At 73.8% G+C, this 12280-nt stretch carries 12 protein-coding genes and 2 tRNA genes; 9 read left to right on the top strand and 5 right to left on the bottom strand.

Features of this window, described 5'->3' with window-relative positions:
• The first annotated feature begins 114 nt into the window (after window positions 1-114).
• From AC4OR8_RS03065 to AC4OR8_RS03040, 6 genes are all read left to right on the top strand, one after another.
• Window positions 115-191: transfer RNA gene (locus AC4OR8_RS03065), tRNA-Ile, on the top strand.
• Between the two features lie 62 nt (window positions 192-253).
• Window positions 254-379: a DLW-39 family protein gene (locus AC4OR8_RS03060; RefSeq protein WP_492164098.1), complete on the top strand. Its 126-nt coding sequence runs from the start codon at window positions 254-256 to the stop codon at window positions 377-379.
• 33 nt (window positions 380-412) lie between these two features.
• Window positions 413-485: transfer RNA gene (locus AC4OR8_RS03055), tRNA-Ala, on the top strand.
• Window positions 486-590: 105 nt separating this feature from the next.
• The gene (locus AC4OR8_RS03050) at window positions 591-1502 is read left to right on the top strand and encodes a hypothetical protein (RefSeq protein ID WP_492164097.1); all 912 of its coding nucleotides are present in this window, start codon (window positions 591-593) and stop codon (window positions 1500-1502) included.
• A 60-nt stretch (window positions 1503-1562) separates the two neighbouring features.
• Window positions 1563-2375, top strand: a complete 813-nt coding sequence (locus AC4OR8_RS03045) for an SURF1 family protein (RefSeq protein ID WP_492164096.1) — start codon at window positions 1563-1565, stop codon at window positions 2373-2375.
• Complete coding sequence (locus tag AC4OR8_RS03040) at window positions 2372-2800, top strand: DUF3817 domain-containing protein (protein ID WP_492164095.1); 429 nt, start codon at window positions 2372-2374, stop codon at window positions 2798-2800. Before AC4OR8_RS03045 ends, AC4OR8_RS03040 begins: the two co-directional genes overlap by 4 nt.
• A 213-nt stretch (window positions 2801-3013) precedes the next feature.
• On the opposite strand, the gene AC4OR8_RS03035 is transcribed toward AC4OR8_RS03040, so the two are convergent.
• A complete protein-coding gene (locus tag AC4OR8_RS03035) occupies window positions 3014-3778 on the bottom strand; it encodes a hypothetical protein (RefSeq protein ID WP_492164094.1) in 765 nt (254 codons plus the stop codon).
• A 169-nt stretch (window positions 3779-3947) separates the two neighbouring features.
• Between AC4OR8_RS03035 and AC4OR8_RS03030 the strand changes: the two genes are divergently transcribed.
• Together AC4OR8_RS03030 and AC4OR8_RS03025 are read left to right on the top strand one after the other, a co-directional pair.
• A complete protein-coding gene (locus AC4OR8_RS03030; RefSeq protein WP_492164093.1) occupies window positions 3948-4460 on the top strand; it encodes a peptidylprolyl isomerase in 513 nt (170 codons plus the stop codon).
• A gap of 48 nt (window positions 4461-4508) precedes the next feature.
• On the top strand, window positions 4509-5435 hold the full coding sequence (locus AC4OR8_RS03025) for a rhomboid family intramembrane serine protease (protein ID WP_492164092.1): 927 nt from the start codon (window positions 4509-4511) through the stop codon (window positions 5433-5435).
• A 359-nt stretch (window positions 5436-5794) separates the two neighbouring features.
• On the opposite strand, the gene AC4OR8_RS03020 is transcribed toward AC4OR8_RS03025, so the two are convergent.
• A complete protein-coding gene (locus AC4OR8_RS03020; RefSeq protein WP_492164091.1) occupies window positions 5795-6253 on the bottom strand; it encodes a cell division protein CrgA in 459 nt (152 codons plus the stop codon).
• A gap of 96 nt (window positions 6254-6349) precedes the next feature.
• Between AC4OR8_RS03020 and AC4OR8_RS03015 the strand changes: the two genes are divergently transcribed.
• Entirely contained in the window at window positions 6350-7168 is an 819-nt protein-coding gene (locus AC4OR8_RS03015; RefSeq protein WP_492164090.1) for a DUF881 domain-containing protein, read from the top strand.
• Here the strand turns inward: AC4OR8_RS03015 and pknB are convergent.
• Genes pknB through AC4OR8_RS03000 form a run of 3 tightly spaced genes read right to left on the bottom strand, consistent with a single transcriptional unit; the run spans window position 7144 to window position 12220 of the window.
• A complete protein-coding gene (pknB, locus tag AC4OR8_RS03010; RefSeq protein WP_492164089.1) occupies window positions 7144-9063 on the bottom strand; it encodes a Stk1 family PASTA domain-containing Ser/Thr kinase in 1920 nt (639 codons plus the stop codon). The two genes, AC4OR8_RS03015 and pknB, sit on opposite strands and share 25 nt — an antisense overlap.
• Window positions 9060-10724 (bottom strand): serine/threonine protein kinase, encoded by a 1665-nt coding sequence (locus AC4OR8_RS03005; RefSeq protein WP_492164088.1) that lies wholly within the window; start codon window positions 10722-10724, stop codon window positions 9060-9062. The genes pknB and AC4OR8_RS03005 overlap by 4 nt, the downstream gene beginning before the upstream one ends.
• Window positions 10721-12220 carry a peptidoglycan D,D-transpeptidase FtsI family protein gene (locus AC4OR8_RS03000; RefSeq protein WP_492164087.1) on the bottom strand — a complete coding sequence of 500 codons (1500 nt, stop codon included), beginning with the start codon at window positions 12218-12220 and terminating at the stop codon, window positions 10721-10723. Before AC4OR8_RS03000 ends, AC4OR8_RS03005 begins: the two co-directional genes overlap by 4 nt.
• Between the last annotated feature and the right edge of the window lie 60 nt (window positions 12221-12280).

Here is a 12280-nt window from a genome sequence, read left to right as displayed (position 1 = left end):
CTCCGCACGTACGCCGCGACCCGGCCCGGCAGCCGTTTTGTCGGGCCGTCGGCGGGTGGGGTAGTGTCCCCTCTCGGTCGCCCGGCGTCCACTCCCCTGGTCCGTCCAGGGAGCGGGCCTATAGCTCAGACGGTTAGAGCGCTTCCCTGATAAGGAAGAGGTCACAGGTTCAAGTCCTGTTAGGCCCACCACCGGGGCTCCGGCCCCGGCAGCACCGGGGCACGAGCCCCACCCCGACCCGCGGAGGAACGTCGTGAAGAAGATCGTCCTGCTGGTCGCCGCCGCAGCCGGCGCCGTGCTCGCCAAGCGCAAGATCGACGACGGCCGCGCCGAGCAGGCCCTCTGGGCCGAGGCCACCGACCCGGTCGCGCGTTCCTGACGCTGCTCCACCACCCGCGGCCACGGCCGCCACGGGGCCTTGGCGCAATTGGTAGCGCACCTGCTTTGCAAGCAGGGGGTTAGGGGTTCGAGTCCCCTAGGCTCCACCCCTCCTCCACGTCGCACCACTCGGTAGTGCCCTTCCCGAGCGAGCAATCTTGTTGTGCCGACTTCGCCCGCGCTGAGCTCGCGGCGATGGCAGACTGCCGCGCGTGCTAGCCCGCCTGCCCCTCGCCGTGTGCGCCGTGTTGCTGCTCACCGGCTGCGCCGACGAGATCCCGCCCCCCGACGCCGTGCAAGCTCCGGCCGCGCCGACGGTGGAGACCGCAGCAAGCGACGACCCGGAGCCCGCCGTCCTGGTGCTGCCCCACGTGCCGGCCGAGGCCGACCGGGTGCTGGTCACCGACTGGGCGCGGGTCGCGCTGCAGCTCGGCGTCGACGACATCAGCTCCGGCGACCCCGCCGCCGACCGCGCGTCGTTCTACCGCCGCGCCGCCGCCGAGACGGCGGTGCTCAGCGACGGGGTGCTGCGGGGCGTGGGGGACACCCTCGTGCAGCGCTTCGGCTTCGGCCAGGAGGAGGTGGCCTGGGAGGCGACGGTGCTGGACGAGGCCGGCTCCAAGCTGGGCTTCGTGCTCGGCATGGACGAGTCCGTGGAGCCCGCCGCCCTCCAGGACGCCGTGGACGCCGGCGTCGGCCCGCTCGCCGGTGCCGAGGTGCTGGCCGAGGAGGGCGTCGTGGTGCAGGGCCTCGACGCCTCGGGCGGGTCGTTCGCCGACGACCCCGCGATCGCCGCGCTCGTGGGCGACGCCGCGATCTCGACGTACCTCGACCGCGGGTGCACCGAGGACGCCTCCGGGGCCGACACCGGTGAGCTGGAGCCCCTCGAGGTGTGGGCGGTCGGCTTCCAGGGCGGCCTGGCGACCGCGACCCTCGGCCCGGACCGCTCCGACGCCTTCGTCCGGATGCGGCTCGGCGAGGACGACCCCGCCTTCACCGCGGCCTTCTCGGGCGGGGTGGCCGACCCCGCCGACGGCCGGGTCGGGTTCCGCCTCGTCGACCCCCCGGCCGCCGTCGAGCTCGCCGAGCAGGGTGGGCTGCCGTTCACCGTCTGCGCGCCGTGACCCCGCCCACGGCGCCGTGACCCTGCCGTCCCCCCGCGGAGGCGTTCGTACACTGGCGGGGTGACCTCGCCCTTCGCCCCGCGCATGTGGGGCGTGCACGCGATCGGGGTCGCCGCGGTGGTGGCCGCCTCGGGCCTCGGCTTCTGGCAGCTCGACGCGTGGCAGGCCCAGCGCACCGCGGAGGCCGCCGACCTCACCCGCCTCGACCCCGTGCCGCTGGCCGACGTCATCGGCGCCGACGACCCGTTCCCGGGCGACCGGGTCGGCCAGCCCGTGGTCGTCGACGGCACCTGGGTGTCCGACGGCACCGTCTACGTCTCCGGGCGCGAGCAGGACGGCCGCGAGGGCTACTGGGTGGTGACCCCTCTGGCCGTGGGCGGCGACGCCCAGCCGGCGCTGCCCGTGGTCCGCGGGTTCGTCGACGAGCCCGAGCAGGCGCCGGCCGCCCCCGAGGGCGACGCCGAGCTGGTCGCCTGGCTGCAGCCCACCGAGGGCACCGGGGAGGCCGACCCCGACCGCAGCGACGACGTGATCCCCCAGGTGCGCACCGCCGACCTCATCCAGCACGTCGACCAGGACCTGTACGGCGCCTACGGCGTGGTGGCCTCCGACGTCGCCCCGGGCGCCTGGCCCAGCGGTGACGCGGCGGTCAACGACGGCACCGCTGGCCTCGAGCCGGCCGCACTCGAGCAGCTGCCGGAGGCCGGCGCGTCCACCGGGCTGCGCAACTTCCTCTACGCCCTCGAGTGGTGGGTGTTCGCGGTGTTCGCGGCCTTCATCTGGTGGCGCTACGTGCGCGAGGTCACCGCCGAGACCGACGGCCCGGAGGCCGAGCCGGAGCCTGCGCGCGACCCGGTAGCGTCGCAGCCGTGACGATCCCCGCCTCCCCGCCCCCGGTCGCCGAGCACGACGTGCGGGGCGCGCTGCTGCGCTACCGCGTGATGGCCACGATCGTCGGCGTGCTGCTCGTCGTGCTGATCCTGGTGGGGGTGCCGCTGGCCAACTTCGACGGCACCGGCATGTGGGGGATCTTCCCCAGCACCCCCGACATCTGGTCGGCGGGCTCCACGGCCCACCGCGTGGGGGAGGCCATCACCGAGTACCTCGGGGTGGCCCACGGCTGGCTCTACATGATCTTCCTGGTCACCGCGTTCCTGCTCTCGCGCAAGGCGCGCTGGGAGCCGGGCTTCACGGTGGTGACCCTGCTGTGCGGCACCGTGCCGCTGCTGAGCTTCTGGGCCGAGCACCGCGCCACGGCCCGCACCCGCGCGGCGACGGTGCCCACGCCCGTCGGCTGATTGCCGTTGGTGGTTTCGAGACGCTCGTCGCTGGCGCTCCTCGCTCCCGAACACCGAGGGGACTCTCTGGTGTGCTCGCTCATCGACCACCGGGATCACGCACGCACGGTGGTTGAGGAGCGAGCGCCAGCGAGCGTCTCGAAACCACCGTCGTCCGGACGCAGCAGCGCCGGCCGGAGGACGAGTCCTCCGGCCGGCGCTGGTGGCTGCGAGCTAGTGCGTGGTCGTGTCGTCGAGGTCGACGACCTCGGCCGGCTCGTCCGGGGTGGTGATGGGGTGGGCGGTCTCGGCCTGGTCGGCCAGCGCCTCGTCGGGCGAGGCACCCGCGGCGTCGTCGGTCAGCTCGGCGCCCAGGGGGGCGGCCGGCGTCACGACGCCCGGTGCGGTCGCGGCCGGCGCCGGGGGCGGGGTCGGCACGTAGGAGGACTGCCAGTTGTCGGCGTGCTTGCCGCCGGTGACCTTCTTGGCCACCACGCCGCTCACGGCTGCGAGCGCGCCGACGACGAGCAGCTTCTTGAGCCGACCGCTCTTCTTCGGCGGCTCGGGCTCGCCCTTGAGGCGGGCCACGGTGGCCTGGGCGGCCTCCTGCAGGTCGGTGGCCTTGCTGCCGGCCAGGGCGACCCCGGCGACCGACGCCGCGGCGGCGCGGGTCTTGGCCTCGCTGCCGACCGTGGAGGCGGTCTCGGCCGCCTTGTCGCCGAGCTCGGCGGCCAGGACCTTGGCCTCGGCGCCGAGCACGACCGCCTTCTCACGGGCGTCGGCGAGGTAGGGGGCGGCCTTGTCGCGGGCGTCGACGACGTACGGCGTCGCCTTGTCGCGGGCGTCGGCCAACGCCGGCACGGCGCGCTCGCGGGCCTCGCCGATCAGCTGCACGGCCTCCTCGCGGGCGGCGGCGACGGCCAGCTCGATCTGGGGCCTCACCGACTCGACGTAGTCACCTGCCTGCTCGATCAGGGACTTCTTCTTGCGCAGACGCATTCGCGTCACTTCCTTCCGTCGGGGTGCTCGTCCATCGAACCACGGTCGGGCGTGACCGGGCGACCCCCGGGCAGGCGGGGTCGGCCTTGCGGCTCGTGCGAGGATCGTCCCGCACGGGTGGGCATTCTTCGCACACCCCGAAGTACCCAATCAGCACCGAAAGGCAGTCATGGCGCAGCCGCAGGCGGTCCTCAAGACCAACAAGGGCGACATCGTCCTCGACCTCTTCCCGAACCACGCCCCCGAGACCGTGGCCAACTTCACCGGCCTCGCGACGGGTGAGAAGAAGTACGACGCCGGCAACGGCCACACCGGCCCGTTCTACGACGGCCTCGGCTTCCACCGCGTGATCGCGGGCTTCATGATCCAGGGCGGGTGCCCCCTCGGCACCGGCACCGGCGGCCCCGGCTTCACGTTCAAGGACGAGCCGCACCCCGAGCTCACCTTCGACAAGCCCTACCTCCTCGCGATGGCCAACGCCGGCCCCGGCACCAACGGCTCGCAGTTCTTCATCACCGTCGGCGCGACCCCGTGGCTGAACTTCAAGCACACGATCTTCGGCGAGGTGGCCGACCAGGCCTCCCGCGACGTCGTCGACGCCATCGGCGCCATGAAGACCGGCCCCGGCGACCGTCCCTCGGAGCCCGTGGTCTTCGAGTCCGTCGAGATCCGCGACATCTGACCCACCGCCCGCTCCTGCTTCGTCCGACCGCCCAGGACCGACCGCGCCGTGACCGCTGACCCGACCCCCGAGACCGGGGTGCCCACCTGCTACCGGCACCCCGAGCGGGAGGCGCACATCCGCTGCCAGCGGTGCGGTCGCCGCATCTGTCCCGACTGCATGCGAGACGCGGCCGTCGGGTTCCAGTGCCCGCACTGCGTGGCCGCGGGCGCGAAGACGACCAGGAGCGGGCGCACGGCGTACGGCGGGCTCCGCCCCACGAACGCCTCGATCACCTCGATGGTGCTGATCGGCATCAACGTCGTGGTCTGGCTGATGGTGCAGGCCTCGGGCGGGCGGGCCAGCCGCCTGCTCGACTGGCTGGTGCTGCGGGCCAACGGCTACTGCGACCTGAACAACGGCTACTTCCAGGACCAGGGCGCCGCCGCCTGCAGCGCGGCCGGCGGCACCTGGCTGCCCGGGGTCGCCGACGGCGCCGTGTGGCAGCTGCTGTCGAGTGCGTTCCTGCACCTCGACACGTTCCACATCCTGTTCAACATGCTGGCCCTCTACGTCCTGGGCCCACAGCTCGAGCTCGCGCTGGGCCGCGCCCGGTTCCTCGCGCTTTACCTGCTCTCCGCCCTCGCGGGCTCCGCCCTGGTGATGTGGGCGGCCGCGGAGTACCAGGGCACGCTGGGCGCCTCGGGCGCCATCTTCGGCCTGATGGCCGCGCTGCTCGTCATCGCCTACAAGGTGGGCGGCAACTACCAGCAGATCCTGATGTGGATCGGGCTGAACTTCCTGATCACCGTCGTGGGGCGCAGCTTCATCTCGTGGCAGGGCCACCTGGGCGGCTTCCTCGGCGGCGCGGTGATCGCGCTGGTGCTGGCCTACGCGCCCAAGGGCGAGCGCCGCACCCGGGTGCAGGTCGCCGGCCTGGTCGGCGTCGCGGCGTTCATCGCCGTCGCCATCGCGCTCCGCGCCGTCTCTCTCTGAGGCTGCACCCGACCTTCCGCCGGGACCGGAGCGGTGCCGACCTCGTCGTCGGTTGCGGGGGTCTCGACACGGGCGCTGCGCCCTGCTTGACCGACGAGCGGGGCCGGGACCTTGCGCGCCCTGCTCGACCGACGAACGGGAACGGGGCGCTGCGTTCCCTGATCGACCGACGAACGGGTGCCCACCTCGACCGACGAGCGGGGGCCCCGGCGTGCCCGGGTTGTCCACAGCTGTGGAATCACATGTGGAGAACTACATCGGTGTAGTTCTCCACAGGTTTGTCCCCAGGTGTGCAGAACCGCCCGCCGTCCGGGTGGACGACGGGCGGCTCGGTCGGGCGGACGCTCAGGGCGCGGGGGTCACTCCCAGCGGGTGGCGAAGACGAACCCGACGGCCATGAACGCGATGCCGACGATCAGGTTGCTCTGGTTCAGGTCGTTGAAGACCGGCACGCCGGTGAGGTCGTCGCTGAAGATGTAGAAGGTGCAGATCCACACCAGGCCCACCAGGAAGCACCCGAGCATGCCGACGACGACGCCGCGGCCGCGTCCGAGCGGCGTGGAGGGGTGCGCCGAGATGACCAGGCCGAGCAGGACCAGCCCGAAGCCGATGACGTAGTTCCACCGCTCGATGTCGCCCATGAAGGCCGGCCCGGACGTCTTCGAGTCGAGCACCTCGGGGTCGGCGCGCACCCCGGTGTAGTAGTAGACGATCCAGGCGATGCCGGCCGCGATCAGCACGAGCGCGACGATGAAGCGCGGTCCCACGGCCGGGCCCAGGCGGGGTTCGGCGAACGGGTCCTTGTCCTTCAGCTTCACGGTGGGGGCTCCTCGTCCGGACAGGCGCCGGCGTCGTGCGGTCGGGCGGGGCCGTCGGGTGCGGTCCACGCGGGGTCGCGGGCTACCTTAGTCGCCATGAGCGCCGGTTCCCACGCGAGCGCGCCGGAGCCCGGAGGCCCTGCGCGACGCTGGCGGCTGCCTGCGCGCACGACCGGCGACGGCCCGCACCGCCCGCTGGTGTGGCGCCTCGGCACGCCGCTGGTCGTGCTGCTCAGCGGCGCGCTGTTCGTGGTCAGCGCGGAGTCGAGCGACGGCACCGACCTGCGTCCCGGCCGCTACAGCGACGTGGCCTCGCTGGTGCGCGCGGAGTCGCAGCGCTACGAGCGGCTGCGCCGCGAGGTGCAGGAGACCACCGCAGACGTGGCCGCCCTCAGCGAGCTGGTGGGCGACGACCCCGCGTCGCGGCGCGCACAGGCCGACGTCGCCGCGCTGCGCGACCCCGCCGGCCTCGAGCCGCGGGCGGGCGAGGGCGTGTCGGTGACACTGGCCGACTCCCCGGAGGACGTCGCCCGCACCTCGACCCAGGACGAGCGGCTGCTCGTGGTGCACGAGCAGGACATCCAGGCGGTGGTCAACGCGATGTGGCGCGGTGGTGCCAGCGCGGTGACCGTGGCCGGCCAGCGCATCGTGTCGACCACCGGCATCAAGTGCGAGGGCAACTCCGTCACGCTGCACGACGTGCCCTACCCGCAGCCCTACGTGATCGAGGCCGTCGGCGACCAGGACCGCATCGCCGCGGCCATCGAGGACGACGACTACCTCGGCTTCTACCGCGAGCAGAGCGAGCTGCCCGACGTGCAGATCGGGTGGGACCTCGCCCTGGAGCCCGAGGTGGCGGCGCCGGCGTACGACGGCCTGCTCGACCTCGGCTACGCGGAGCCGCTCGACGGCTGACCCGGGCGGCCGACGCCCTGCGGCCGGCCCGGGCCGTCGGACGCGCCCCCGGAGCCCTGGCCGTCGGACGGCTCGTCCGACGGCTGGGCGGACGGATCGCCGGGCTCGTCGCTCGGCTGGTCGCCGGGCTGGTCGCTGGGGTCGTCGGACGGCTGGTCCGACGGCTCCTCGGAGGGCTCGTCGGACGGCTCCTCGGGCTCCACGGCGACGAAGATGAGCACGTCGCTGCCCTGCTCCAGCGGCTCGCCGGCCTGGGGGAACTGGTCGGCCACCACGCCGGGGTCGACCTCGCCGGAGGTGTCGGGACGGGTGACGGGGTTGAACCCGGCGTCCACGATGGCGCGCCGCGCCTCCGCCTCGCTGGTCTGCACCACCGACGGCACGGTCTCCAGGCCGTCGGAGACGGTGAGGGTGACGGTGGCGCCCTCCTCGACCTCCTGCCCGGCCGGCGGGCTCGACCTGGTGACCTGCCCCTCGGGTGCGTCGGACTCGCCGACCACCACCGCCGGCACCAGGCCCGCGGCCTCCACCGCGCTCACGGCGGCGCGCCGGCCCTGCCCGACCACGGCCGGCACGGCGACCTCCGGGACGCCGGTCGACACGGTCAGCACGACCTCGCTGCCGGGGTCGACGAACTGGTCGCCGGTGGGGTCCTGCTCGATGACGCGGCCCGACGCCACGGTGTCGCTGGCGACGTAGTCGGCATTGCCGATGGCGAGCCCGGCGTCGCCTAGCGCTGCCTCGGCGCGTGCCTTGGGCAGGCCCACGACGTCCGGCACCTGCGTCTGCTCGGGCGCCGACGGGAACAGCCGCGGCCACGCCAGCACCCCGGCGACCACCAGGGCCACCAGCAGCAGCGCGAGACCGACCAGCAGCCCGGCCCGGGGGCCGCGGGAGTCGTCGTCCTGGTCGGCGACCGCGGTGGCCCCCGTGGGTGCCGCGGCCACAGCGGCTCCGGCGGCCCCGGCGGCGACCGGCATCGGTCGCGGCGGCGGGGTCTGCGGTGCGGCCACCACGGGCGGCGGCACGGTGGCCTGCACCGGCCGGCCGGCGAGGTAGCGCTCGATGTCGCTGCGCATGGACGCCGCCGACTGGTAGCGGTCCTCGACCCGCTTGGCCAGGGAGCGCATCACGATGGCGTCGATCTCGTCGGGGAGCGACGTGTCGTGGTCCGACGGGGGCTGCGGCTGCTCGCGCACGTGCTGGTAGGCCACCGCGACCGGGCTGTCGCCGACGAACGGCGGCCGGCCGGCGAGCAGCTCGTAGAGCAGGCAGCCCGCGGAGTAGACGTCGGAGCGGGAGTCGACGGTCTCGCCGCGGGCCTGCTCGGGGGAGAGGTACTGGGCGGTGCCGACGACGGCCGCGGTCTGCGTCATCGTCGACGCCGCGTCGCTGATGGCCCGGGCGATGCCGAAGTCCATCACCTTCACGTCGCCGCTGGGCGTGAGCATCACGTTGCCGGGCTTGATGTCGCGGTGGATGATCCCGGCGCGGTGGCTGTAGTCGAGGGCCGAGAGCACGCCGGAGGTGATCTCCAGCGCCCGCTCGGGGAGGATCTTGCGACCCTCGCGCAGGATGTCGCGCAGGGTGCGCCCGGCCACGAACTCCATGACGATGTAGGGCTGCTGCACCCTGGAGCCGTCGGTGGCCTGCTCCTCGCCGGTGTCGTAGACCGCGACGATCGAGGGGTGGTTGAGCGAGGCCGACGACTGCGCCTCACGACGGAAGCGCGCCTGGAACGTCGCGTCGCTGGCCAGGTCGGTGCGCAGCCGCTTGATCGCCACCACCCGGCCCAGCCGGGTGTCGGTCCCCTTGCGCACCTCGGCCATGCCGCCGCGGCCCAGCAGCTCGCCCACCTCGTAGCGACCACCGATGGTCGACGGCGAGCCGGTCACGGCGTGGCCGCCTCGGGGCGCGACGCGGACGACGACCCGGCGGCGCCGGGCGTCGCCTCGGGCTGGGCGGGCTCCACCGGCTGCCGGTCGGACTCACCGGGGCTCCCGCCGGCCGGCGGCGAGACCGGGGTGGGCGTCGCGGTCGTCGGCGTGGGGGTCGGGGTCGGCGTGGGGGTCGGCGTCGGGGTCGGTGTCGGCGTGGGGGTCGGCGTGGGCGTGGGGGTCGGCGTCGGGGTCGGTGTCGGGGTGGGCTCGGGGGCCGCGCCCCAGTAGCTGACGGTGACGGTGTCGCCCACGGTCAGCGTGCCGGTGGGGTTCACGGCGTCCACGACGCCCTCCGACTCCTCGCCCGGGTTGTCGACCTCGTTGAGGGTGACCTCCAGCCCGAGGTCCTGCAGCGCCTCCTCGACGTCGCGGTAGTCGCGCCCGACGTACTGACCGGCGTCGACGGTGACGGTCTCGGCGCTCGGGGCGCTCGACGACGGCTCGCGCGGGGTCTCCCGCGTGCGCGTCGGGGTGGACTGCGTCTCGGGGGCGTCCTCGTCGTCACCGCCGGAGCCGAGCACCAGCCACAGCACCAGCGCGGCGACGCCCAGCAGGGCCAGGAGCAGCAGCGCCCACACCCAGCCCGGCGTGCCCCGGCGGTCGTCGTCATCGGCGGGGGTGACCGGGGTGACCGGGGTGGAGGACGTCGGGGTGGGGGTGGGGTCGGACACCGAGGCGGCCCCCGCCGGCATCACCTGGGTCGCGCCGGCAAGCGGGAGCGCAGCGGCGCCGAGCACCTGGGTGGCGTCGCCGGGGTCGGGATCGGCGGCGCTCGACGACGGGTCGCGCAGGGCCGCGGCGAACGCCGCTGCGTCGGGGTAGCGCTGCGCGGGGTCCTTGGCCAGGGCGCGGTGCACGACCCGGGCCAGGTCGGCCGGCACGTCGTCGGGCAGGTCGGGCACCGGCTGGTTGAGGTGGGCCAGCGCGGTGGTCACCGGGCTCTCGCCCTGGAAGGGGCGACGACCGGCGAGGCACTCGAAGGCCACCACGCCGAGGCTGTAGACGTCGCTGACCGCGGTGGCGGTGGCACCACGGGCCTGCTCGGGGGAGAGGTACTGGGGGGTCCCCATGACCTGGCCGGTCTGGGTGAGGCCCACCGCCTGGGCGGCGCGGGCGATGCCGAAGTCGGTGATCTTCACCTGGCGGTCGCCGGTCACCAGCAGGTTGGCCGGCTTCACGTCGCGGTGCACGATGCCCGCGGCGTGGGCGGCGCCCAGGGCGTCGGCGGCCTGGGCCAGCAGGTCGCGGGTGACGGCGGGGTCCATCCCGACGCCGGGGCGGATCAGCGCCGACAGCGGCTGGCCCTCGACGAGCTCCATCACCAGGTAGGGCCGGGGCACGCCGGAGCCGTCGGTGCTGCCGGCCTCGCCGAAGTCGTAGACGGCCGCGATGTTGGGGTGGTGCAGCGACGCGGCGTGGCGGGCCTCGGTCTCGAAGCGGGAGCGGAACGTGGGGTCGTCGGCGTACTCGGTCTTCAGCAGCTTGACCGCCACCGTGCGCTCCAGCGAGGTGTCGCTGGCGCGCCACACCTCGCCCATGCCGCCGGTCGCGATGCGCGACTCGAGGCGGTAGCGGTCGGCGTCGTCGGCGAAGCGCTCCCCGGTCGAGGTGGTCACCGGAGCACCGCCTCCATCACGGCCTTGGCGATCGGGCCGCCGAGCAGGCCGCCGGCGATCTCGCCGCGCTCGACGCCCGGGGCCTCCTGGATCATCACCGCGACGGCCACCTGCGGGTCGTCGGCGGGGGCGAACGAGGTGAACCAGGCGTACGGCGGCACCTCGTCGACGCCGCTCTGGGCGGTGCCGGTCTTGCCGGCCACGTCGAAGCCCTCGATGGCGGCCGGGCTGGCGGTGCCGTTGTCGACGGTGGAGACCATCAGGTCGGTGAGCTGGTCGGCCGTGGACGGGCTCACGGCCTCCGAGAGCTCCTCGGGCTCGGTGGCGTCGATGCGCTCGAACTCCGGCGACTGCACCTCGTCGACGAGGTAGGGACGCATCACCGAGCCGTCGTTGGCGATGCCGGCGGCGACCATCGCCATCTGCAGCGGCGTGGCGCGCACCTCGAACTGGCCGATGCCGCTCTGGCCGGTCTCCGGCTCGTTCATGTCCTCGGGGAACACCGACGTCGCCTGGGGCTGCAGGTCCTCGAGGTAGTCCTGGTTGAAGCCGAACGCCTCGGCCTGGTCGCGCATGGCGTCGGCCCCGACCTCGACCGCGAGGCGGGCGAAGGTCGTGTTGCACGACTGCTCCATGGCCTGGGTGAACGGGATCAGGTCGGTGCCGCAGTCACGGCCCTCGTTGTCCACCAGTCCGCTGTCGCCGGAGGTCAGCGGCAGCTGGTAGGTCGCACCGCCCGGCACCTGGTCCTCCGCGGCGTAGCGCCCGCTCTCGATCGCGGCCGCAGCGGTGACGAGCTTGAACGTCGACCCGGGCGGCAGCGTGGTCTGGATGGCGCGGTTGGTCAGCGGCTCGTCCTCGTCGGCCTCGAGGGCGTCGTAGGCGTCGTTGACCTCCGTCAGGTCGTGCGAGGCCAGCCGGTTGGGGTCGAAGCTGGGCAGCGAGACCATCGCCAGGATCTTGCCGGTGCGGGGCTCGATCGCCACCACGGAGCCCTGGCCGTCGGGGCCGACGACGTCGAGCAGGCCGTCGTACGCCGCCCGCTGGGCCTCGGGGTCGAGGGTCAGCTCGACGTTGCCGCCGGTCTGGCCCTGGTTGCTGAGCAGGTCGACCAGCCGGGTCACGAAGAGGCGGTCGTCGTCGCCGGAGAGGATGTCGTTCTGGGTCTGCTCGATCCACTGCTGGCAGGTCGTGCAGTCGCTCGACTGGGCGTTGTAGTAGTTGAACCAGCCGGTGGCGTGGGCGTACAGCAGCGGGGTGCTGTAGGTGCGCTGGTAGTCGTAGCGGTCGTCGACGGGCTTGCTCTCGGCCACCGCGTCGCGGCCGACGACGATCGCGCCGCGCTCGCGGGAGAAGGTCGCGTCGACCGCCCGCCGGTTCTGCGGGTTGCTGTCGAGGCTGTCGGCGCGCCAGTACTGCAGGTAGGTGACGTTGAGCATGAGCGCCACGAACAGCAGCAGGATGCCGACGGAGATCGTGCGGATGGGCTTGTTCATCGTGCTGCCTCCTTCGCCAGGGGTGGGGTGCAGGTCGTGGGGGACCCGGGGGACGTCAGC

The sequence above is a fragment of the Nocardioides sp. FY1077 genome (genome assembly GCF_058681775.1).
The sequence above is the reverse complement of the archived record's forward strand: the minus strand, read 5'-3'. Positions and strand labels throughout refer to the sequence as shown.

Bases quoted from the DNA above. Each gene is read 5' to 3' on its own strand.
- AC4OR8_RS03035 (WP_492164094.1), bottom strand. From the start codon at position 3,778: ATGCGTCTGCGCAAGAAGAAGTCCCTGATCGAGCAGGCAGGTGACTAC.
- AC4OR8_RS03030 (WP_492164093.1), top strand. From the start codon at position 3,948: ATGGCGCAGCCGCAGGCGGTCCTCAAGACCAACAAGGGCGACATCGTC.
- AC4OR8_RS03015 (WP_492164090.1), top strand. From the start codon at position 6,350: ATGAGCGCCGGTTCCCACGCGAGCGCGCCGGAGCCCGGAGGCCCTGCG.
- AC4OR8_RS03000 (WP_492164087.1), bottom strand. From the start codon at position 12,220: ATGAACAAGCCCATCCGCACGATCTCCGTCGGCATCCTGCTGCTGTTC.